Below are 20,153 nucleotides of genomic sequence, written 5' to 3'. Positions count from 1 at the left end.
AGGGGATATCAGCAGAACTTCCGCGCCATTCAACCCGATGGGAGCGGATCGCGCCTCGTCAGGCATATTCACGTGCAAATAGAAGTGTTGCTCGTTAGCCGATGAGGAGCCACGGATGGAGGACGGGCCGACTGAGCATTGCTCAAGACTGGTTGGAGGCTCACCTTCAAACCACCCTTGCGCTCTGCGCCGCTGCATCGTCGAGGATCCAGGTTACGTCGGTATGGCCGGCCAGCGCAGAGGCGGGACAATCGGAGTGGTAGCCGCCAGCGAGCGCCTGACGGACTGCTGATTGCTTGGCGTTGCCGGTGGCGAGCACGAGGATGGACCGAGCCGTCAGGATCGTGGCGATACCCATGGTGATCGCGCTTCGCGGTACTTCGGCATCTTCAAAGAAATCTTGGTTGGCAGCCAACGTTTCGGAATGCAGGACGACGTGGCGAGTGCGGCTTTGAAGCGTTGATCCAGGCTCGTTGAAACCGATATGTCCGTTGCGTCCAATACCAAGAAGCTGCAAGTCGATGCAGCCTGCTTGACGGATTTGAAGCTCATAGGCTTCGGCTGCCTCTTCCGGATTTGCGGCCATACCGTCTGGAACGTGGGTGCGCGACAATTCAATATCGACGTGATCGAATAACAGCCGGTTCATGGTGGCGCGGTAACTTCCGGGATGATCGGGAGGTATTCCGACATATTCATCCAAGTTGAACGTCGTGGTGCGGGAAAAACTCACCCGACCGCTCAGGTACGCCGCGACCAACGCGGCGTAAACGGGTTCCATCGTGGCACCGGTGGCAAGGCCAAGCACTGCCTCGGGCTTGTCGCGCAAGACCGCGATGATGCGCTCGGCAACGGCATTTGCCGCCTGCGGTGCGTCGGCAAGGATGATCGGTGTCATGTTAGTATTCCGAGATCCGGAGACTATGCCGACGCGAGGCGGTACGGCTCTCCGCTGGATGGAGTTCAAGCAGCGCTGACGATGCGGCTTCCATCGGCGCGACGCTTGGGGAGTGATTGTTCCGTCTTGCCATCGAAGAGGTGGAAGCGGTCTGGCTTGATGCCAAAATTCAGTACGTCGCCTTCTTCAGCAGGCACATGGTCTGGCAGGTGAAGCACCGTGTTAACCTCGGAGCCTTCGACCTTGCCAAACATGTAGGTCTCCGTGCCAACGCTTTCGGTATAGGTGACCCGGACGCGAACGCGGTGATAGGTATCCGAGTGCTCCTTCAGCATATGGAAGTGGTTAGGGCGTACGCCAAGGATAACCTTGTCGCCGACGGCAGCCGCGGAGCCATCCACCGGGACTTGCACAACACCGAACCCTGCGACCTCGACGCCGACATTCTCGGCACCAACGGCTCGCAAAATTCCGTCGTAGAAATTCATTTGCGGTGAGCCGATGAAGCCGGCAACGAACTTGTTGACGGGGAAATCGAAGAGATCGAGTGGCGCGCCAAACTGTTCCAGTACACCGGCATTCAGCACCGCGATGCGATCGGCCATTGTCATGGCCTCGATCTGATCATGCGTCACGTAGATCATGGTGGCATCGAGGCGCTTGTGCAGGCGGCTGATTTCGCCACGTGTCTGCACGCGAAGCGCCGCATCGAGGTTCGACAGGGGTTCGTCGAACAGGAAGACTTTGGGATTCCGCACGATGGCGCGGCCGATAGCGACACGTTGGCGCTGGCCACCGGACAATTGTTTTGGACGACGCTCCAGCAGCGGTTCGATGGCAAGCATCCGCGCCGCCTCGATGATCCGTCGCTCAATTTCCACCTTCGTCATCTTGAGGTTTTCGAGCCCGAAAGAAAGGTTCTGGCGAACTGTCATGTGTGGATAAAGCGCATAGGATTGGAAGACCATGGCAATGCCACGATCCCCAGGTGGAAGGGCAGTCACATCCTCCTCACCGATGAGCACACGACCAGCTGTGGTCTCTTCCAAACCCGCGATGATACGCAGGAGGGTGGACTTGCCACATCCAGAAGGACCAACGAGCACAACGAACTCTCCGTCGTTGACAGTCAGTTCAACGCCGTGGATAACGGGATGCGTGCCATAGCGCTTCACCACGCCGTTTAGTGTGAGACTAGCCATTGCGAACCCCTTCGATCTATTCTTCTCGGCACGCCGCTGCAGATCATCGAAGCGGCTGTAGCGATACCACTTTGCTGTCTTTTATATAGTTCGTCAAGTTGCCGAATATAATTTTCAGATTTGTCGCCGTGGAAGGTCGTCGAATCCTTGCATCATGGTTTATATAGCTAACGCACCCACTCCGATAGTTCGTCACCTCTCCGAACCCTATGCAGATGAGCTCGATTTCTGTAGATGAGGAAAAGTGGAAATATTGAAACCGAGTCACCTAAGAGCGCATTGATGACCCTACGCCAAAGTCCTTCTCCCGTTCTCCGCCAGATTTCCGTGCGTGCCGCCATGGACGTGCTGCTGCAAGAAGGCCCGACCTCCCGTGCAACGCTGGCCAAGAAGACAGGTCTGTCCAAGCAAACCATGTCGGAGGTTATCCGCGCGCTGGAGGAATCCGGATGGGTGCGTGTCAACGGCATTATTAGCGGCAAGGTCGGGCGTAGCGCCGTGACCTACGAGGTGGCGGAAGCGAGTGGCTATGCTGTCGGCGTGGATCTAGGGGCGACGACGATCCGCATCGCCATTGTCTCTGTTTCCGGCACCATCGTTCATGAAAGCGATCATCCGACAGATGGGCGTGCAGGTGAGGCGCTGATCGGCCACGTGCATGATCTGGTTCAAAAAAATCTGCAGTTTGCAGGCATCGGTTTCGAAAAGATACTGCTGGCCGCTGTTGCGACGCCTGGTGTCGTCGATCCCGTTTCTGGATATCTGGCGCTGGCGCCTAACATGGCCGAAACGGGTCGCCTTGACGTGGTGCGCCAGCTCAACGATGCACTGGGCTGCCAAGTTGTCATCGAAAATGATGTGAATGCCGCAGTGCTCGGCGAAGCCTGGAAGGGATGCGCCGCACGGTTGGAGACGGCTGTGTTCATAGCGCTTGGCACCGGTATCGGCCTTGGTATGCTTGTCAACGGCAAGCTGGTAAAGGGCGCGCGCGGGGCGGCTGGCGAGATTTCATACCTGCCCATCGGCGCCGATCCCTATCGTGAGGATAGTCTTGAGCGTGGCGCGCTCGAAAGTGTCATCGGCGCGAAAGGTATCGTTGATCGCTATCGCGCGGCCGGTGGCGTCGAGGCCGACACAAGGCAGATCCTGGAAGCGGCGGAAACAGGTGCTGAACCAGCGCTTGCCGTAATTCGGGAAACGGCGAGGCTGGCAGCACTTCTGATCGTTTCGGTCGATGCGATGATCGATCCAGAAATGATCGTGCTAGGTGGCAATGTTGGACGAAACGCCTTGCTCCTGTCGCTGATACGGTCCGAACTACCTCGTCTGACCCGCCGCCAGATCAGCCTGGAGTCCAGCGCGCTTGGTCCGCGAGCTACTCTGATCGGCGCCGTTGCGATCGCCCTCAACCAGTTGCACAACGCACTGTTTTCGCCGCAGGAACTGCCAAGCGAAATGCGTTTGCCACAGGCGAGGAATTGAGCCGAACCATCTGTATGGTCATCTTCAATGGGCTCTTCACTCCAATTTTACGGTGAAGCGATGAGCTGGAAACGCCCTGAACTCCGACGTCAGGATGTCTCCAGCCATCCAGATGGCCCCGGAATTGATGCTGACTGTCACGCCCGCCAGCAGGCAACGTCGTGCGGCTTCAACTCTGGCGTACCGATCAGCAGCTGTTCGGCTGCAACCGGCAGAGTATAACTTTCCGGTCCGTAGTTGAACGCGAAAGTGAGGGAGCCGCGGCGGCGCATCCGGACATGTTCGGGAAGGTCGACCACCGAGAGCCCCGCCTTTGCCAAAAGATAACGCGCAACCGAGCCAAGCAGGTCGGTTTCCGGCCAGCCAGCCAGATAGTGAAAGCGACCAGCGGCGGTGAGTGCGGTTGCGCCGTCATCGAAGTGGGCAAGCACCTCTAGATCGGTCTCGAGAAAATCCCGCCAACGGGTGACGGTGCCGGAAACCGTGCCGGAGACTGCGGCAGAGAGGCCAGGCCGCATACTTTCGACCTCTGTCACCTTTAGTGGCATAATTCCCTGTAGCGTAGGGCCGGGTGGCAGGCTCTCGGGGATTGCGAAATTCTGGTCCTTCGAGCCGGTGCGTGGTCCGAATAATATCAGGGCGTTGGTTTCCTGAAACGCCTGCAGGGCCGCCTCGGAGACAATCGGCAGCGTTGGCACGAGCACCAAGCTATAGCCAGAAAGGGAGGTGCCGGGCTCCACCACGTCCACGTCGATTCCCAGCCGGCGGAAGGCCTCATACCAACGCAGTTTGAGGATGCGATAATCGAAATCCTTTCCCTGCGGCTGGAACTGCGTGACCCAGGCCGCCTGATAATCGAAGACGAGCGCAACAGGCGCAGGCGTTGTGGCGGGTAGCGGACCGAGATATGCAATCTCCTTAGCCACTCGGCTTGCTTCCGCGCCACCTTGAGACAGAATATGATCTGGACGCAGAAGGCCTGCATGCATCTGCTCCTGCGCCTTGCGATACTGCCGCCACCGGAAGTAGACCACGGCCTCGGCGCCATGCGCCAGCGCCTCCCAGGTCCACAGCCGCACCATTCCGCGTTCGGGCACGGCGTTCCAAGTGGCCCAGTTTACCGGGCCTGGCTGCTGTTCCATGATCCAGAAGCGGCCATTGCCCACAGCGCGATAGAGATCGTGCTGCAGAGCCGAGACATCGGGATGGCCGGTGCGGGCGAAGCGGTTGCGCTCCGCGTCCGTCAGCGGCAGGCTTTCGATCCGCCCAAGCGGATAAGAATCCCAACTCGCCACATCCATCTGCCGGCCCATCTCGAAATGGTCGAAGGTATGAGAGAAACCCATAAAATTATGAGTGACAAAGCGGCCTGGTGCGTGGGCGCGAATGATCTCGGCCTGCAAGCGGAAATAGTCCACAAAGAGATCGGAACGGCAGCGCATGAAATCGATCTGGCTCGATGGATTGGTGTCGCAAACCTGGCGCGTGGGAAGTTCAACCTCCGCAAAGTCGCCAACCGTCATCGACCAGAAGTCATTGCCCCAAGCCGCATTCAGTGCATCGATTGTCGTGTAGCGGGCCTTCAGCCAGTCTTGAAAGTGTGCACGGTCGAGATTGCCCCAGGAGAAGATTGTATCATCGCAACCGAATTCGTTATCCACTTGCCAACCAATAATGGCGTGATGCTCGCCGTAGCGTTCCATCATGGCCGTCACGATTCGGCGCGTTGCCTCGATGAAAGCGGGACTCGCGGGCGTATAGTGCCGGCGCGAACCAAACAGCCGCGGCAGTCCGTTACGATCAACAGGAAGGATATCCGGATGCAGATCGACAAGCCAGCGGGGCGGAGCAGCAGTCGGCGTGCCAAGAACCAGTTTGAGCCCGGCGGCGGCCAGTGTCTCTATCGCGCGATCAAGCCAGGACCAGTCGAAAACACCAGGGGCCAGTTCCATGCGGGCCCAGCCGAATTCTGCAATCCGCACCACGCCTATACCGGTCTCTGCCATGCGCCTGGCATCTTCAGCCCAGATGTCTTCAGGCCAGTGTTCGGGGTAATAGCAGACGCCAAGCATGTCACATATCCATCAGGCAGGAAAATTCGGAAGAAATAAAAAGGGAGGCGCCGGATGGTTGGTATCCGGTACCCTCGCTGACGAAAGGGCCTTAAGGGTTACTCCTTGCTTGCACCCGACAACAGCCCGTTCATGAAATAGCGTTGCAGGCTCACGAACAGCACCAGCGTCGGAATGACTGACAGCACTGACATCGCAAGCAGCCGTGGCCAGTTGATGTCCCATTGGCCGACATTATTGGCGAGCGCCAGTTGTACCGTCCATTTCGACTGGTCGGTGATGATCAGATATGGCCAAAGATAGTCGTTCCACCGCCAGACGAAATTGAAGGCGGCAAGGGCAGCAATTGCCGGGACGGATAGGGGCAGGATAATCCGAAACAGGATGCGCCATTCTGGCGTGCCGTCGATGCGTGCCGCTTCCAGCAAGCTGTCGGGAATGCTGCGGATGTACTGGCGCATGATGAACACACCCGAGGGGGTGGCCGCCGGAGCGAGGATCACGCCCCAAAGCGAGTTCAAGAGGCCCAGATCCTTCAGCACGATGAAAATCGGTATCAGGATGATTTGCAGTGGAATCATCAGAGCCGACATGATCAGCATGAAGAAGAAGGTTTCGCCTCGAAAGCGAAACTTGGCCAGTGCATAGCCTGCCATCAAGCTGATCAAGACCGAGATCGCCGCAGATATGATGGCCACGAACAGAGAGTTTTGGAAGAATAGACCAAAACCTGTCTGATCGAAGGCGGTGGCGAAGTTCACCAACGTCGCTGGAGAGGGCAGGAGCGTTGGCGGCCAGGCAAAGATGTCGTTCGGTGCCTTCAGTGCACTGGCCAGCAGCCAAAGCGGCGGCAGCAGGAAGAGCACAAGTACGATCACTAGCAATGGGCCACGGAAGGCCCAGTCGCGGGCGGCGCGGCTGGAGAGTAGGGCGGTGGTCATGCTTTCTCCTTGCTGACACGAAGCTGGATGGCAGTGAGCACGAGCAGGATCAGGAACAGTACGGCGGATTGCGCCGCGGCCACGCCGGCCTGATTGGCCTTTGTGAAGGCTGTCTCATAGATGGTCTGGATAAGGTAGACCGTCGATCTACCTGGACCGCCTCCAGTCAGAGACACGACCAATTCGTAGACCTTGAAGGCTTCGACCGAGGACAGAATGACGACCAGTGAGATACTAGGCTTTAAAAGCGGCAGCGTGATGCGCGTGAAGATGCGCCAGTTACTGGCAGCATCGACGCGGGCCGCTTCGTAGAGATCCTCGGAAATGGTAGTGAGACCGGCAATCAGGATCATCATATAGAAGCCGGCGCTGGCCCAAACCCAGACGATAACGACCGCGACCTGCGCCATTGTACCGTTGTCGAGCCATGGAACGGGCGCGACATCTACCAGAGACAGAAGATAGTTCATCAGGCCGGAATTGAGGCCGAACATCCATTTCCAGACGACGCCGGTAATCAGAAGGCTGATCATTGAAGGGAAAAAGACAACGGCGCGTGCAGCGCCCACACCGAAGAATCGGTTCTTCAGCAGGATGGCAAGCCCGAGCGAGACAACGGTCACCGCAGGGACCGCGATCAGCACGAAGCCGACAGTCTTGGCCAGTGTGCTGAAGAACTCCGGGTCGTTGAAAAGGCGGACATAGTTGTCGATGCCGACGAATTTGGGCCAGGTGGCCTGTGCCCGCTCAACCACGACGATACCGCGCTTGAAGAAGGACATCCACAGGCCTTGGACCAGCGGATAGAGGGTGAAAACCGCGAGCAGTACAACCGTTGGCGTCAACAGCATGTAGGGAAAAAGCCGTGTCGTCCATGGCGTGCCGCCAGGGGCTTTGCCGGTGGACACCGGGATTGCTCCCGGCGCCGCTTCGATGGTGGATGGGGTGCTGGTCACTGGCCCGCTTCCGTCAAGGATTCCTGAGCCGTTTTGATGATCTGGTCAATTGCCTGACTGCTAGTGATCTGGCCTGTGGTGGCCTGGAACAGCGATTGGCGCATCGGACCCCAGACATACTGCATGGCGGGGTTCGCCTGGTCGGTGGCGGCAAAATTGGGGCTTGCGGACAGCTCCTCCTTGAAGGCTTGTAGGGCGGCGGACGCCTTGGCGTTGCCGTAGTCGATTGGCGGAACCTTAAGATTAGCCGGAATGTACATTATCGGTTTGGTGTAAAGTTCCTGCGCCTTTGGATCGGTGGTCAGCCACTTGATGAAGGCATTGACTTCATCCACATGCTCGCTCGTGTTGAAGCCGATCACGTAGTCGCCGCCAACCATGCTGGACTTGACGGTGCCGTAGGGTGTCGGGCCTGCCTGCCAATCGAAAGAGGCATTTTCGGCCAATCCTCCTACTTGCCAGTTACCGGACATCCACGCGACTGCCTGACCGCTGGTGAAGAGTTGTTTCGGATTGTCAGAACTCGAACCCGACCACAGGCCTGGCGGCATGTGTGTCTTGGTCAGCCCGATGAACTTGTCAAGGACGGCGGTTGCCTTGTCGTGATCGAAGACAACCTTGTAAGGCTCGTCCTCGGAATAAATGTGGTTGCCATACTGGAATTGCATGGTCAGCCAGCGGCTCTGGGAGATATCCCAAACGAGCGGGTAGCGCACGGCGGCCTTGTCCGCCACCTCCTTGGTCTTGGCGAGGAACTCGTCCCAAGTCCAAGAGGTCTTGATGTCTGGAATATCAACGCCTGCCTTTTCAAAGGCGGACTTGTTGATCAGCATGCCTGTCGCCGTTACCTGTAGCGGCGCGGCTATGATCTGGTCGCCCAACTTGGCGCCAGCGGCCCATCCTGGAACGAAATCTTTGAGATAATCCTTGCCGAACACCGGCGCGAAATCCGTCAGGTAGGGGCGGATAAAGGGCCGCATTGACGATGTTTTCGAAAGGTCCGGCAGCGTGCCTGCAGCCGCTAGCTGGGCGAATCGATTGTCGATGTCGTCGTAGGGAACGATCTGCAAATTGAAAGTCGTTTCCGGCTTCAGCTTTGTATAGGTAGCAAGCACATCCTTGATCGCCTGCTCCTCGGCATCCGTGCCAAGATACCACATGATCTTCAGTTCAGACGCATATGCGGGCGCGCCGGCGAGCAGACCGGCTGCGATAAGAGAGCCGTACATAAACCTTTTCATTTCGGTTTTCCTTCTCTGGAGTTGGCATTTCTTGTAGTTCGCGGCCTGGCTCGTATACATCATAGGCTGGCCCCCTCGGGCGCCAGCAGCCCGGAAAGAGGAGTGCCAGAGTGGCAAGGTTCTGCAGGGGAAGGGTTCGCTGTGGAGCCTGGAGTAGAAAGTAGGCAGCGCACGGCTCGGAAGGAGACCTCCTTAACGCACCCGCAATTCGCCTTCCTATGCCTTCTCCCAAACGCTTGTCCTATTCCGACGTAACCTTCGCGTAATTTGTTCGGCAACTTGACGAAGTATGGAATCGGATGCTGAACTTTGTCAAGAGCGCAGTGCGCGGTGAATTAGCGCGACAAATATTGCTGTTGAAACTGGACTGACCTGAGACCCATTTTTCCTCCAGTTTTCGGGAGAGTCTGGGGTTTTCTATCTTGCCTTTGGCATCATCTGGTCGAATGCTGAGGTATCGCACGTCGATCGATCAACGGGCAAAACCTCGCACGCTCGAAGCTGGCTCACCCCATGCTGTTGGCCGACATGAGCCACAGCGTCCCGCTTCACATCGGGCGTTCTCATGCTCTTTCAAGATTCCGATGATCGGCTCATCCGTGAACCGTGATTGCTTCATGCCGTCCGTCTCCTCAGAGTGACGGACTCTACCAAAATATCGAGGACAATCAGGGTCTCAGGTCGTGTTCGCCAAGCTCAAAATCCTCGTCCGAAAAGCCGAAGAGCGGATCGGCGAGACAGGGTTGAGGCGCGTCGGCAATCTTCTCAAGGCCTTCGCTCCCCGCAAAAGCTCAAACTATCTAACGCAGGCAGCATATGGTTCAGTATAGGCCTGACAGACTCTAGTGGGCTTCGTCCCAGTTGCTAGCGGCTCTTGCGTCTACTTTCAGCGGCACCTTCATGTCGATGGCTGGCAGTGTGGCGCTTTCCATGATGGTGACGACGATGGGGAGGACCTTGTCGATTTCGGCTTCTTCGACCTCGAAGATCAGTTCGTCATGGACCTGGAGGAGCATGCGTGCCGATAGGCCGGACTGATCCAGGGCCGGCTCGATTTGGATCATGGCGCGGCGGATGACGTCGGCGGCTGAGCCTTGGATAGGCGCATTGATAGCAGCGCGTTCGTTGAAGGCTCTGACGGAAGGGTTGGACGATCGGATTTCCGGATAATGAATGCGGCGACCGAAGATCGTTTCGACGTATCCTTTATCGCGGGCGAAGGCTTTCGTGCTTTCCATATAGTCGCGAATACCGGGGAAACGCTCGAAATATTTTTTGATATATTCCCCCGCCTCCGCGCGGCCAATGGCAAGCTGATTGGCCAGACCGAAGGCGGAAATACCGTAGATGATGCCGAAATTGATCGCCTTCGCGCGTCGTCGCACATCCGATGGCATGCCTTCGACGGGAACGCCGAACATTTCTGACGCGGTCATCGCGTGGATGTCGATGTCGTTCTCGAATGCATTTCTCAGCTGCGGTATATCCGCCACATGCGCGAGCACGCGCAGTTCGATCTGACTGTAGTCGGCCGATAAAAGCTTGTTGCCGGGGGTCGAGACGAAGGCAGTGCGGATTTTCCGCCCTTCGGCAGTCCTTACCGGGATATTCTGCAGGTTGGGCTCGGACGACGACAGACGTCCAGTGGTCGTGGAGGCGAGCGAGTAGGACGTGTGCACGCGCTTGGTTTGCGGGTGCACGTAAGTCGGAAGCGCGTCCGTATATGTCGATTTCAATTTTGTCAGCTGGCGCCAATCCACGATCTTGCGAGGGAGTTCCGCACCTTCGGCAGCCAGATCCTCCAAGACCTGGGCGGATGTCGACCATTGCCCTGTCTTGGTTTTCGAGCCGCCCGGCAGGCCCATTCGACCAAAGAGAATGTCACCCAGTTGCTTGGGCGAGCCGATATTGAATTTTTCACCGGCGAGTTCGTAAATCTCGTCTTCGAAGGCCGCTGCTTTCTGTGCAAGCTCGCCAGAAAGGCGCGACAGGATTTGCCGGTCGACGGTGATACCGCGTTCTTCCATGCGCGCGAGGACGGGCAGGAGCGGACGTTCCAGCCGCTCGTAAACCGCCGTCATCTTGTCGGCAGCGAGGCGTGGTTTCAGCACCATCCATAGCCGCAACGTCACATCTGCATCTTCGGCGGCATAGGTCGTCGCCTTGTCGATATCGACGAAATCGAAGGTAACGCCGGACTTGCCGGATCCTGCAACCTCCTTGTAGGAGATCGGCGTGTGGCCCAGCCAACGTTCGGAAAGCGCGTCCATGCCATGCAGGCCCTTGCCCGCTTCCAGAACATAGGACATCAGCATGGTGTCATCAAAACTCTGCATGACGATGCCGAGACGCTTAACCAGCAGGTAATCATATTTGAGGTTCTGCGCGACCTTGAGCACCGAGGGGTCTTCCAGCAGTGATTTCAGCCGGACAAGCGCCTCATCGAATGCGATCTGGTCTGGCGCAAGTTTGATACCGTCGCTGAACAGATCGCCGCCCGAGCCTGTCTTGTGGTTGAGCGGCACGTAGGCTGCACGAATATCGAGGCCACCAGCATCCTTGGAATTGTCGGCCACCGCCAGGGAAAACCCGACGAGCTCGGCCTGCATAGGGTCCAGCGAGGTGGTCTCGGTGTCGAAGGCGACGACGCCGGTTTCGCGCGCAAGCGCTATCCACCGATCGAGCTCTTCGACGGTGCAGATCGTTTGGTAAGACGTGATATCGATTTTGGCGGCAGAAAATCCGGCTTCTCGCGATGATGCCAAGGCAGCCGGTCCTGTGCCATCCATCTTGGAACCGACCGGATCGAAATTGTCGACGGCATTTTCGGCCAGTGGAACAGATAGATTCGTTGCTGCATCCATATCCGGGCCATGCGCCTGTGGACCACGCTCGACAGGCACATGCGCTGCATCGATGGATGCTGCATCCGCTCCTGTCGTTTCGGCAACGCGCCGCGTCAGCGTGGTAAATTCCATGGCCTTGAGAAAGGCGATCAGCTTCGGGCCATCCTGTGGCTCAAGCGTCAGGGCGTCGAGTGGCATTTCCAGCGGTACGTCGGTTCGAAGCGCGACGAGCTGGCGCGACAGACGCGCAAGCTCGGCATTGGCAACGATATTTTCGCGGCGTTTCTGCTGCTTGATTTCGCCAGCGCGCTCCAGCAGCGTATCGAGATCGCCGTATTCGCCCAGCAACTGTGCTGCCGTTTTCGGCCCAATTCCGGGAATTCCGGGAATGTTGTCGGTCGAATCGCCGGTCATGGCTTGCAGGTCGATCATCTTTTCAGGAGCAACGCCCCATTTTTCGATGACATCGGGCACGCCGATCTGCTTGTCCTTCATGGCGTCGTACATATGCACATTGGCCGAGACGAGCTGCATCAGATCCTTGTCGGATGAGATGATGGTCACGTCGGCGCCGATCGCCTCGGCCTGGCGGGCATAGGTCGCGATGATGTCATCCGCTTCGAAACCCTCGGTCTCGATGCAGGGGAGGTTGAAGGCTCGGGTGGCCTGGCGGATCAATCCGAACTGCGGCACCAGATCTTCCGGCGGTGCGGAGCGGTTGGCCTTGTAGAGATCGTAGAGTTCGTTGCGAAAGGTTTTCGAGGAATAGTCGAAAATCACCGCAAAATGCGTAGGCGTAACGCCGACATCGGTGTTGCGCGCATCCTTCAGCAGCTTCCACAGCATGTTGCAGAAACCGGAGACGGCATTGACGGGCAATCCATCCGATTTGCGGTTTAGCGCAGGAATGGCATGGAACGCCCGGAAGATGAAACCGGAGCCGTCAACGAGAAAGAGATGATCGCCTTTTTTCATGGGAAGAAGGGATAGCGCGCCAAAGCGCAAAGGTCTATCGTCGCGACGACTGCCCTACAACATTCTTTGACCGTGTTGCGAGTGATGAATGGGAAATCGAATATCTCAGTCCTGCTGGCGACGGTGATGTTGGTGGCAGACGGTCTTCGCGGCCACTTTCCAGCGCATCGCAAAAATAGACAAAGCCTCGCGTCAAGCGCAGTTCGAGCTTTTGAATGCCGCACTGATCGCCACCTTTCTTGTCCTCCTTCAGCCGAAAGACGCAGCGAGCGCATGGCGCGTCGGACTTGATTTCGGTGCTGGTACCTTGATCATCGCCGACGCGAACATTCTGCTATTTGCGTATCGGTGCAAGATGCGTCAACAGGTCGATCAAACTTCACCGGAACGTTACAAATTTGTAATTCTGCCCTCCCTTGAAAAACCGCATTTGAAGGCGCATTTCTTGGAGGACGGCGACTGATCACGCCGTAGTCTGATTGCTGGCTCGTCCCCCGCCGCTTCAGACCGGACAAAGGCCTACCCCCCCTCTCCGGGCCTTTGTCCTTCAACATACCGCCATGGCTGTCCCTCCCGGCCATGGCGGTTTTTTATTGTCGTTTTTTGATCCGTATGCTCCGCGAAAGCCAACCGATCTACATAGCATGATATGCAATAAAAGCCGTGCAGCGTGATCCAAGGGAGGAGATGATATGCGTTTTTCGAGAAACGATTCGGCGACCTATCTTGCAGCGCAATTGGCAAAAAGTTTTTCGAAGGCGCTAAACAGGCGCGCGGTGGTGCTCAGTTTTTCTCCGGGCCAATTTCCGGTGTTGCTGGAGCTCTGGAACGAGGATGGCCTGACCCAGCGACAATTGCTGGATCGCGTTGATGTCGAACAGGCGACGCTTGCCAATACGCTGGGGCGGATGGAGCGCGACGGGTTGATCCATCGCAAACCGCATCCCAGGGATCGCCGGGCACAGATTATCGAATTGACGGAGAAGGGCCGCGAGTTGGAGGTCCAGGCCATTGCCGCCTCCCAGGATACAGACGATGCGATGCTGGCGGGACTTTTGAAGTTCGAGCGACACTTGCTGCTCGAATATATGGGGCGTACGATCGACGCAGCGAGAGCGGCCGACCAGAAAATCTGATGTGAAACTTTCGAGTCCGCGCGACCATGCGCGGTAGGGCAGATGTCATCGCCTTCGGCAAAGAGGTGATTTTCCGGCTCGAAACACTGAAGTCTTTGCTCTATTGTCCTGAAATCTTCGCATGACAGGATCGCGTAATGACAGACATATCCCCCGTTCTCTCGGCGGTTGACGAAAACCTCAACTCCAGCCTCGACAAGCTTTTCGAATTCGTTCGCATAAAATCCATCTCGACGGACCCTGCCTACAAGGCGGAATGCAGCAAGGCGGCTGACTGGCTGGTTCGTGATTTGACGAATATCGGCTTCAAGGCATCCGTGCGTGAAACCGCAGGTCATCCTATGGTCGTTGCCCACCACGATGGCGCGGCACCGGATGCGCCGCACGTCTTGTTTTACGGCCATTACGACGTTCAGCCTGTCGATCCCCTCCATCTGTGGGAAAACGAGCCGTTCGATCCTGCGTTGAAGGATATTGGCGAAGGCAGACAGGCCATCACGGGGCGTGGTACCTCGGATGACAAGGGTCAGTTGATGACCTTTGTGGAAGCGTGCCGGGCCTACAAGCAGGTCCATGGCGCGTTGCCGCTGCGCATCACCATTCTGTTTGAAGGCGAAGAGGAATCTGGTTCTCCCTCGCTCAAACCCTTCCTTGATGCCAATGCCGATGAACTGAAGGCGGATTACGCGCTGGTGTGTGATACCAGCATGTGGGATCGCGAAACACCTGCGATTGCGGCAGCCCTGCGCGGGCTGGTCGGAGAAGAAATCGTGGTGACGGCGGCTGACCGCGATCTCCACTCCGGTCTTTTCGGCGGGGCTGCGGCCAACCCGATCCATATTCTGACGCAAATCCTGGCCGGTCTGCACGATGAGACGGGTCGCATTACCTTGCCGGGCTTCTATGATGGCGTTGAAGAAACACCGGGCAATATCAAGGCGTCGTGGGATAATCTCGGCCGCACCGCCGAAAGCTTTTTGGGACAGGTCGGTCTCTCCATCCCGGCTGGCGAAAAGGGTCGTTCAGTTCTGGAACTGACCTGGGCGCGCCCAACTGCTGAAGTCAACGGGATCATCGGGGGCTATACCGGTGAAGGCTTCAAGACCGTGATTGCGGCGAAAGCGTCGGCGAAAGTGTCGTTCCGCCTGGTTGGGAACCAGGACCCTGCCGCTATCCGCGAAAGCTTCCGTGCCTATGTCCGTTCCAAAATTCCCGCCGATTGCTCGGTGGAATTTCATGAGCACGGCGCTTCGCCAGCCATCCAGCTATCTTATGATTCGCCCGCATTGACGAAAGCGAAGAATGCGCTTTCGGACGAGTGGGCAAAGCCTGCCGTTGTGATTGGGATGGGCGGATCGATCCCCATCGTGGGGGACTTCCAAAAGATGCTGGGTATGGATTCGCTGATGATCGGCTTTGGCCTGACGGATGACCGTATTCATTCGCCGAATGAAAAATACGATCTGCAATCGTTCCACAAGGGCATCCGTTCGTGGGTTCGCATCTTGACGGCCCTGGCTGTGAAATAAAAAAAGCCGCCCGGCAACGGGCGGCGTTATCGAGGCGAATGCCTGAAAAAGCAAAAGGCCGGGGCAAGCCCGACCTTTCCTTACCGTTTCAGCCTCAGTGCCAGTACATCCGTGGTCAAAGCGCATAAAACGGTATGTGTCTCAGCACGGCGCCAGCAAATCCGCTGTCGCTCATGTCTTCCGAAACAGATTGCGCTGCTTTGGTTAACATTTAGTTAACGCTCAACTGCGCCATCATTTCGTTCAGATGACCTCATAAGAGGTTGCTGAAACACTGATGGCCTTTATATTGGTGTCGGGTCGCATGTTTTCAAGGGGAAGACTGATTTTTAACCCAGTTCCGTCTTCAGAGTGCGCTTCAAGGCGGGCGCTTTACCCAAAGAAAAAGGCCGGTTTGACCCGGCCTTCAACGTTTTATCGGATCAACCCCACAGCCGATCCATCGTCAGTCTTAAGCAGCGACGATGCTGTCTGCAGACATCTTGCCAGAACGACGGTCCTGCACGAGTTCATAGGTGATCTTCTGACCATCCTTGAGGCCGTTCAGGCCAGCGCGCTCAACTGCGGAGATGTGAACGAAAACGTCCTGTGCGCCATCATCAGGCTGAATGAAGCCGTAGCCCTTGGTTGCGTTGAACCACTTTACTGTACCAGTCGCCATAACGATGTTCCTTCCGTTGGCATTACTTTTGCGCTGAACGTCAGCGCGGTGTTCTCGAATTTGAAGGGAAGATCGTCGTTTACGTCTATGGGGACGCTGAAGCTCTGGTCGTCAAACAAATATCGATGGCAAAACACCTAAGGTTACGGCACCAATAAGTCAAGTTTCTTCGATAACGAAGCCGCGTCTGCTGCCTCGAAATTTGCGACCTGATCGTGTAAATTCCTGCAGGAATTCGGGGTATCTCAACTGAAACAGGAATCTAGGAAAGCAAAAACCCGGCGCGGGAGGAGGTGCGCCGGGTTCTTGATACTGACTGACAACTGGGAGGAGGAGTGTTGTCAGTCCAATCGGGCGACGCTGGGAGGAGGAGTGCGTCGCTTCGATGATTTGAAAATACCATATTCGATAGCGATGAACAGTCGAGACATTGCAGCGCAGCATTGCGTAAAATGCATACCTCTCTATCGAAACCTTGCTTCTGTGAAGCGCAACGCCTAAAGATTACGCATGAGCCTTGAATCCGTCAGAGAATTCTTCGCACGTCGTGCACCCGAGATCGGCGTGCTGGTGACCGAGGACAGTTCTGCGACTGTGGCTATGGCGGCGCTGGCCCACAATGTCGATCCAGATCAGATCGCAAAGACGATTTGCCTGAGGGCCGGAGACATCGTTCTTCTCGTCGTCACTGCCGGCACAAAAAGATTGGACAATCGCAAATTCCGCGACCGATTCGGTGCCAAACCGCGCATGTTGGGCGGTGACGACGTCGTGGAGGTGACCAGTCATCCCATCGGCGGCGTTTGCCCCTTCGGTCTGCCCTCTGCCATGCCCGTCTATTGCGACATCTCGCTCAAGGCCTATGACGAAGTGGTACCGGCAGCCGGAGCCACCAATGCCGCCGTGCGCATTGCACCCGATCATATGGCAGCACTCACGGCGGCGGAGTGGATCGACGTCTGCCAGTGACGGCAACGTGATGGTTCGACGTCCTTAACCCCACCTTAAATCGCCGCATTTAAGCTTCATCGGGATCGAAAGGCGATCACGGTGCAGCAGATCGAAGCGCCACATCATGGAGCAATTTCCCGCTAATGGCAGGTAACGGCAAGTCACGCCAGCGCGTAGAACCTTCTTTCGGGGATTTCAAGGAATCCGGCGATGATCTGCGTCTGGATGAAAGCGACCGCATTACCGGCAACAAGGGCAAAGCGCGCGGCAAGACGTCCGCGACCTATGACGTTGACGATGCACCGGCACCCAAGCGCCAGCGCGCAAAACCGTCTCGCGCGCAAAAGCGGCAGACGCGTTCCGCTGGCGGCGGCATAACTGGTTTCATCCGCACATTCGCCTATTGGTGCATCGTGCTTGGCATATGGGGCGGTATCGGTGTGGCAGGTCTCGTTGCCTACTATGCCGCGCGTATGCCCAGCGCCAGCACATGGTCGATTCCCGAGCGTCCGCCCAACCTCAAAATCGTCGCGGTCGATGGTTCCGTTCTTGCCAATCGCGGTACGACGGGGGGCGAGGCGCTGGCGCTAGAGGATATGTCGCCCTATTTGCCCCAAGCCGTCATGGCCATCGAAGACCGGCGGTTTTATTCGCACTTCGGTGTCGACCCGCTTGGCCTTGCCCGTGCCATCGTTACCAACATCGTCAGCGGTCGCGCTGTCCAGGGGGGGTCAACACTCACTCAGCAACTGGCGAAAAACCTGTTCCTGTCTCCCGACAGAACGCTGGAGCGCAAGATTCAGGAAGTTCTGCTCGCCTTCTGGCTGGAGCAGAAATACACCAAGGATCAGATCATGGCGATGTATCTGAACCGGGTCTATTTCGGCTCCAACGCTTATGGTGTTGAAGCGGCGTCGCGTCGTTATTTCAACAAGTCCGCCCGGGACGTCAATCTGGGCGAGGCCGCTTTGCTGGCCGGATTGCTTAAAGCGCCGTCGCGCCTGTCACCTGCGCGAGATCCTCAGGCCGCCGAAGAGCGTGCGCAGGTCGTTCTGCAGTCGATGCAGGATGTCGGCTTCATAACAGAAGACGAAATCAAGACAGCCATGTCACAGCCACCCACCAAGGCCAAGCGCTTCTGGTCTGGTGCCGAACACTATGCCGCCGATATGGTGCTCGATGAAGTGCGCATGCTGGTGGGCGATGTTAAGCAGGATCTGGTGGTCGATACGACCATCGATCTCGATCTGGAGAAAGAGGCTGAAAAGTCGTTGTCCGACGTCTTGAAAAACGAGGGCAAGAAGCTCGGCGCATCGCAGGCAGCACTGGCCTCCATCGATGGCACCGGTGCCATCAGGGCCATTGTTGGCGGCGCTGACTATTCCCAAAGTCAGTTCAACCGCGCATCCAAGGCCAAGCGCCAGCCCGGTTCGGCCTTCAAACCCTTCGTCTACATTGCCGCGTTGGAAAATGGCCTGACGCCCAATTCGGTGCGAAACGACGCGCCGGTCAAGATCGGCAAATGGACACCGGAAAATTACGATCAGAAATATCGCGGCGAGGTCACCCTTGCTACCGCACTGGCCAATTCGCTCAACACCATCGCAGCCCAGCTCGTCATGGAAGTCGGCCCTGAAAGGGTCACTCAGGTGGCGCACCGCATGGGCATCGAATCGGATTTACAGGCCAATGCCTCCATTGCGCTGGGAACGTCGGAAGTCTCGCTTCTGGAGCTGACCTCGGCCTACGCGCCGATGATGAATGGCGGCTTCAAGGCCACGCCGCACATCGTCAAGCGAATCACCGATGCCGATGGCAAGGTTCTCTATGAGAACAAATATGACAATCCGCCACGGGTGCTGAGCGAAGCGATTGCCGCCACCATGAACAGCATGTTGACCGGCGTCATCAATGCGGGCACCGGCAAGGCCGCCAAGCTCAAAGGCTGGCAGGCGGCGGGCAAGTCCGGCACCACGCAGTCCTTCCGCGACGCGCTGTTCGTCGGCTATACCAGCACGCTGACAACGGGCGTCTGGTTCGGCAATGACGATGGCACCTCCATGAAAAAGGTGACCGGTGGTGGCCTGCCCGCTAAGGCGTGGAAGGAATTCATGACGGCTGCCCACTCCGGGCTGACGCCATCGCCGCTCTTCGGTCTTGGCAATTTAGGCACCCCTGAGATCGGTCAGCCCATGGCCGATGCACCGACTGCCCTGCCAAAATCGCTCAGTGATCTCATATCCAATGCACTGGGTGGAAACGGTGCGCCTGTCCCGGCTAACTATCCGGCAGCACCAGTCGGTCGCGACCAGACCGCATCAAACCCGCAATATCCGCCGGTCGATGCACCGTCCCAGCAGTTCCCGCAGCATCAGCAGCAGCAGCAATATGATGGCGGTCCTGTACCCCCGGCCGATATCGGCGGCGGTGGTTTACAGCAAAGACAGCCCGCACCGAAACAGACGACCCTGTTCGACATTCTGATGGGCAACTGATCGCACGTCTATGTCGCATCCATCTGGACAGAAAAAAGCCCGGTCGAGCCGGGCTTTTTTCGTTTTAGTTGATCTGTTCAGGCGGCGCATTCGGATCCGGCAAGGGAGCCGGATTGGCCGAAAGCGTGCGCAGATAAGCGATCAGATCGGCGCGTTCCGTTTCTTTCTTGATACCGGCAAAGCCCATGGCTGTACCTGGAACGTGCTTCTTCGGCGCCTCGATGAAATAGCTGAGGTGGTCGTAGTCCCACTTCACGGTGCTACCCTTGGAAAAGTCCTTCATGCCAGCCGAATAGCTGAAACCTGCGTGGCTGGCGATCGGGCGATTGACGACGTCATAAAGATTAGGACCGACTTTGTTGGGGCCGCCGCTCTCCCCGGTGTGACAGCTCGTACACTTTTTGAAGACGGTCTCACCCTTCGCGGCGTCAGCGCTGGCGAGAAGCTTTGCAATTGGCGTGGCAGCGGCGGCGGGTTCACCGCTGGCGCTGTCAGCACTTGTTTCTGCAACAATGGCGTAGCCTTCCTTTTCCGGCGCTGGCGCGTGGAAAATTCCCTCGGATGCGATCGACACCGACATCAGGACGAAGATCGTGCCCAATAGGGCACCAACCGCCATGTTAACACGTGAATCCATTGATTTGCGCTCCCTCACAACCGTTCGCATAAACGGACATCTTGAAATTGCTCGAAAGCTATGGCTTTTGCACAGCCTGCGCAACTTGAATATGTTCCCCGCACCGTGACGTATTGCCACTTTTCAGGCGG

15 protein-coding genes are annotated in these 20,153 nt (G+C 57.3%); 6 read left to right on the top strand and 9 right to left on the bottom strand.

The genetic code is table 11. From position 1 onward, the window contains the following. Positions 1–166: 166 nt before the first annotated feature. Positions 167–898 carry a glucosamine-6-phosphate deaminase gene (gene nagB / locus GGQ73_RS13795; protein ID WP_183896795.1) on the bottom strand — a complete coding sequence of 244 codons (732 nt, stop codon included), beginning with the start codon at positions 896–898 and terminating at the stop codon, positions 167–169. 65 nt (positions 899–963) lie between these two features. Continuing rightward, positions 964–2,100: an ABC transporter ATP-binding protein gene (locus GGQ73_RS13790; protein WP_183896794.1), complete on the bottom strand. Its 1,137-nt coding sequence runs from the start codon at positions 2,098–2,100 to the stop codon at positions 964–966. Positions 2,101–2,382: 282 nt separating this feature from the next. Here GGQ73_RS13790 and GGQ73_RS13785 point away from each other — a divergent pair, with 282 nt between their 5' ends. Continuing rightward, entirely contained in the window at positions 2,383–3,582 is a 1,200-nt protein-coding gene (locus GGQ73_RS13785) for an ROK family protein (protein ID WP_183896793.1), read from the top strand. Positions 3,583–3,719: 137 nt separating this feature from the next. Here GGQ73_RS13785 and GGQ73_RS13780 read toward each other — a convergent pair whose 3' ends face one another. The 5 genes from GGQ73_RS13780 to polA form a co-directional block, all read right to left on the bottom strand. Continuing rightward, positions 3,720–5,654, bottom strand: a complete 1,935-nt coding sequence (locus tag GGQ73_RS13780) for a beta-galactosidase (protein WP_183896792.1) — start codon at positions 5,652–5,654, stop codon at positions 3,720–3,722. A 98-nt stretch (positions 5,655–5,752) separates the two neighbouring features. Next, positions 5,753–6,595 carry a carbohydrate ABC transporter permease gene (locus GGQ73_RS13775; protein ID WP_183896791.1) on the bottom strand — a complete coding sequence of 281 codons (843 nt, stop codon included), beginning with the start codon at positions 6,593–6,595 and terminating at the stop codon, positions 5,753–5,755. After that, complete coding sequence (locus GGQ73_RS22965) at positions 6,592–7,551, bottom strand: carbohydrate ABC transporter permease (RefSeq protein ID WP_252094089.1); 960 nt, start codon at positions 7,549–7,551, stop codon at positions 6,592–6,594. Before GGQ73_RS22965 ends, GGQ73_RS13775 begins: the two co-directional genes overlap by 4 nt. Further along, positions 7,548–8,792: an ABC transporter substrate-binding protein gene (locus tag GGQ73_RS13765; RefSeq protein ID WP_183896790.1), complete on the bottom strand. Its 1,245-nt coding sequence runs from the start codon at positions 8,790–8,792 to the stop codon at positions 7,548–7,550. The genes GGQ73_RS22965 and GGQ73_RS13765 overlap by 4 nt, the downstream gene beginning before the upstream one ends. A gap of 842 nt (positions 8,793–9,634) precedes the next feature. After that, positions 9,635–12,613, bottom strand: coding sequence for a DNA polymerase I (gene polA / locus GGQ73_RS13760; RefSeq protein ID WP_183896789.1), 2,979 nt, complete (start codon positions 12,611–12,613; stop codon positions 9,635–9,637). A 211-nt stretch (positions 12,614–12,824) separates the two neighbouring features. Here polA and GGQ73_RS13755 point away from each other — a divergent pair, with 211 nt between their 5' ends. The 3 genes from GGQ73_RS13755 (at position 12,825) to GGQ73_RS13745 (ending at position 15,278) form a co-directional block, all read left to right on the top strand. Then, a complete protein-coding gene (locus tag GGQ73_RS13755) occupies positions 12,825–13,076 on the top strand; it encodes a hypothetical protein (RefSeq protein WP_183896788.1) in 252 nt (83 codons plus the stop codon). Positions 13,077–13,305: 229 nt separating this feature from the next. Beyond that, positions 13,306–13,749 (top strand): MarR family winged helix-turn-helix transcriptional regulator, encoded by a 444-nt coding sequence (locus GGQ73_RS13750; protein ID WP_183896787.1) that lies wholly within the window; start codon positions 13,306–13,308, stop codon positions 13,747–13,749. Between the two features lie 137 nt (positions 13,750–13,886). Then, the gene (locus tag GGQ73_RS13745; protein WP_183896786.1) at positions 13,887–15,278 is read left to right on the top strand and encodes a dipeptidase; all 1,392 of its coding nucleotides are present in this window, start codon (positions 13,887–13,889) and stop codon (positions 15,276–15,278) included. Between the two features lie 451 nt (positions 15,279–15,729). Here the strand turns inward: GGQ73_RS13745 and GGQ73_RS13740 are convergent, their stop codons facing one another. Next, positions 15,730–15,939, bottom strand: a complete 210-nt coding sequence (locus GGQ73_RS13740) for a cold-shock protein (RefSeq protein WP_045230211.1) — start codon at positions 15,937–15,939, stop codon at positions 15,730–15,732. Between the two features lie 510 nt (positions 15,940–16,449). On the opposite strand from GGQ73_RS13740, the gene GGQ73_RS13735 reads away from it, so the two are divergent. Together GGQ73_RS13735 and GGQ73_RS13730 are read left to right on the top strand one after the other, a co-directional pair. Continuing rightward, entirely contained in the window at positions 16,450–16,908 is a 459-nt protein-coding gene (locus tag GGQ73_RS13735) for a YbaK/EbsC family protein (RefSeq protein WP_183896785.1), read from the top strand. 125 nt (positions 16,909–17,033) lie between these two features. Then, the gene (locus GGQ73_RS13730) at positions 17,034–19,385 is read left to right on the top strand and encodes a transglycosylase domain-containing protein (RefSeq protein ID WP_183896784.1); all 2,352 of its coding nucleotides are present in this window, start codon (positions 17,034–17,036) and stop codon (positions 19,383–19,385) included. A 64-nt stretch (positions 19,386–19,449) separates the two neighbouring features. Here the strand turns inward: GGQ73_RS13730 and GGQ73_RS13725 are convergent, their stop codons facing one another. After that, the gene (locus GGQ73_RS13725; protein ID WP_183896783.1) at positions 19,450–20,022 is read right to left on the bottom strand and encodes a c-type cytochrome; all 573 of its coding nucleotides are present in this window, start codon (positions 20,020–20,022) and stop codon (positions 19,450–19,452) included. Between the last annotated feature and the right edge of the window lie 131 nt (positions 20,023–20,153).

Source organism: Rhizobium skierniewicense, assembly GCF_014196515.1.
GTDB classification, from domain to species: Bacteria; Pseudomonadota; Alphaproteobacteria; order Rhizobiales; family Rhizobiaceae; genus Agrobacterium; species Agrobacterium skierniewicense.
Note: the sequence above shows the minus strand (reverse complement) of the source record. Positions and strands in the feature narration are given on the sequence as shown.

Bases quoted from the DNA above. Each gene is read 5' to 3' on its own strand.
- GGQ73_RS13790 (WP_183896794.1), bottom strand. From the start codon at position 2,100: ATGGCTAGTCTCACACTAAACGGCGTGGTGAAGCGCTATGGCACGCAT.
- GGQ73_RS13730 (WP_183896784.1), top strand. From the start codon at position 17,034: ATGGCAGGTAACGGCAAGTCACGCCAGCGCGTAGAACCTTCTTTCGGG.
- GGQ73_RS13745 (WP_183896786.1), top strand. From the start codon at position 13,887: ATGACAGACATATCCCCCGTTCTCTCGGCGGTTGACGAAAACCTCAAC.
- GGQ73_RS13780 (WP_183896792.1), bottom strand. From the start codon at position 5,654: ATGCTTGGCGTCTGCTATTACCCCGAACACTGGCCTGAAGACATCTGG.
- GGQ73_RS13785 (WP_183896793.1), top strand. From the start codon at position 2,383: ATGACCCTACGCCAAAGTCCTTCTCCCGTTCTCCGCCAGATTTCCGTG.
- nagB (WP_183896795.1), bottom strand. From the start codon at position 898: ATGACACCGATCATCCTTGCCGACGCACCGCAGGCGGCAAATGCCGTT.
- GGQ73_RS13740 (WP_045230211.1), bottom strand. From the start codon at position 15,939: ATGGCGACTGGTACAGTAAAGTGGTTCAACGCAACCAAGGGCTACGGC.
- GGQ73_RS13735 (WP_183896785.1), top strand. From the start codon at position 16,450: ATGAGCCTTGAATCCGTCAGAGAATTCTTCGCACGTCGTGCACCCGAG.
- GGQ73_RS13775 (WP_183896791.1), bottom strand. From the start codon at position 6,595: ATGACCACCGCCCTACTCTCCAGCCGCGCCGCCCGCGACTGGGCCTTC.
- GGQ73_RS13725 (WP_183896783.1), bottom strand. From the start codon at position 20,022: ATGGATTCACGTGTTAACATGGCGGTTGGTGCCCTATTGGGCACGATC.
- GGQ73_RS13750 (WP_183896787.1), top strand. From the start codon at position 13,306: ATGCGTTTTTCGAGAAACGATTCGGCGACCTATCTTGCAGCGCAATTG.
- GGQ73_RS13765 (WP_183896790.1), bottom strand. From the start codon at position 8,792: ATGAAAAGGTTTATGTACGGCTCTCTTATCGCAGCCGGTCTGCTCGCC.
- polA (WP_183896789.1), bottom strand. From the start codon at position 12,613: ATGAAAAAAGGCGATCATCTCTTTCTCGTTGACGGCTCCGGTTTCATC.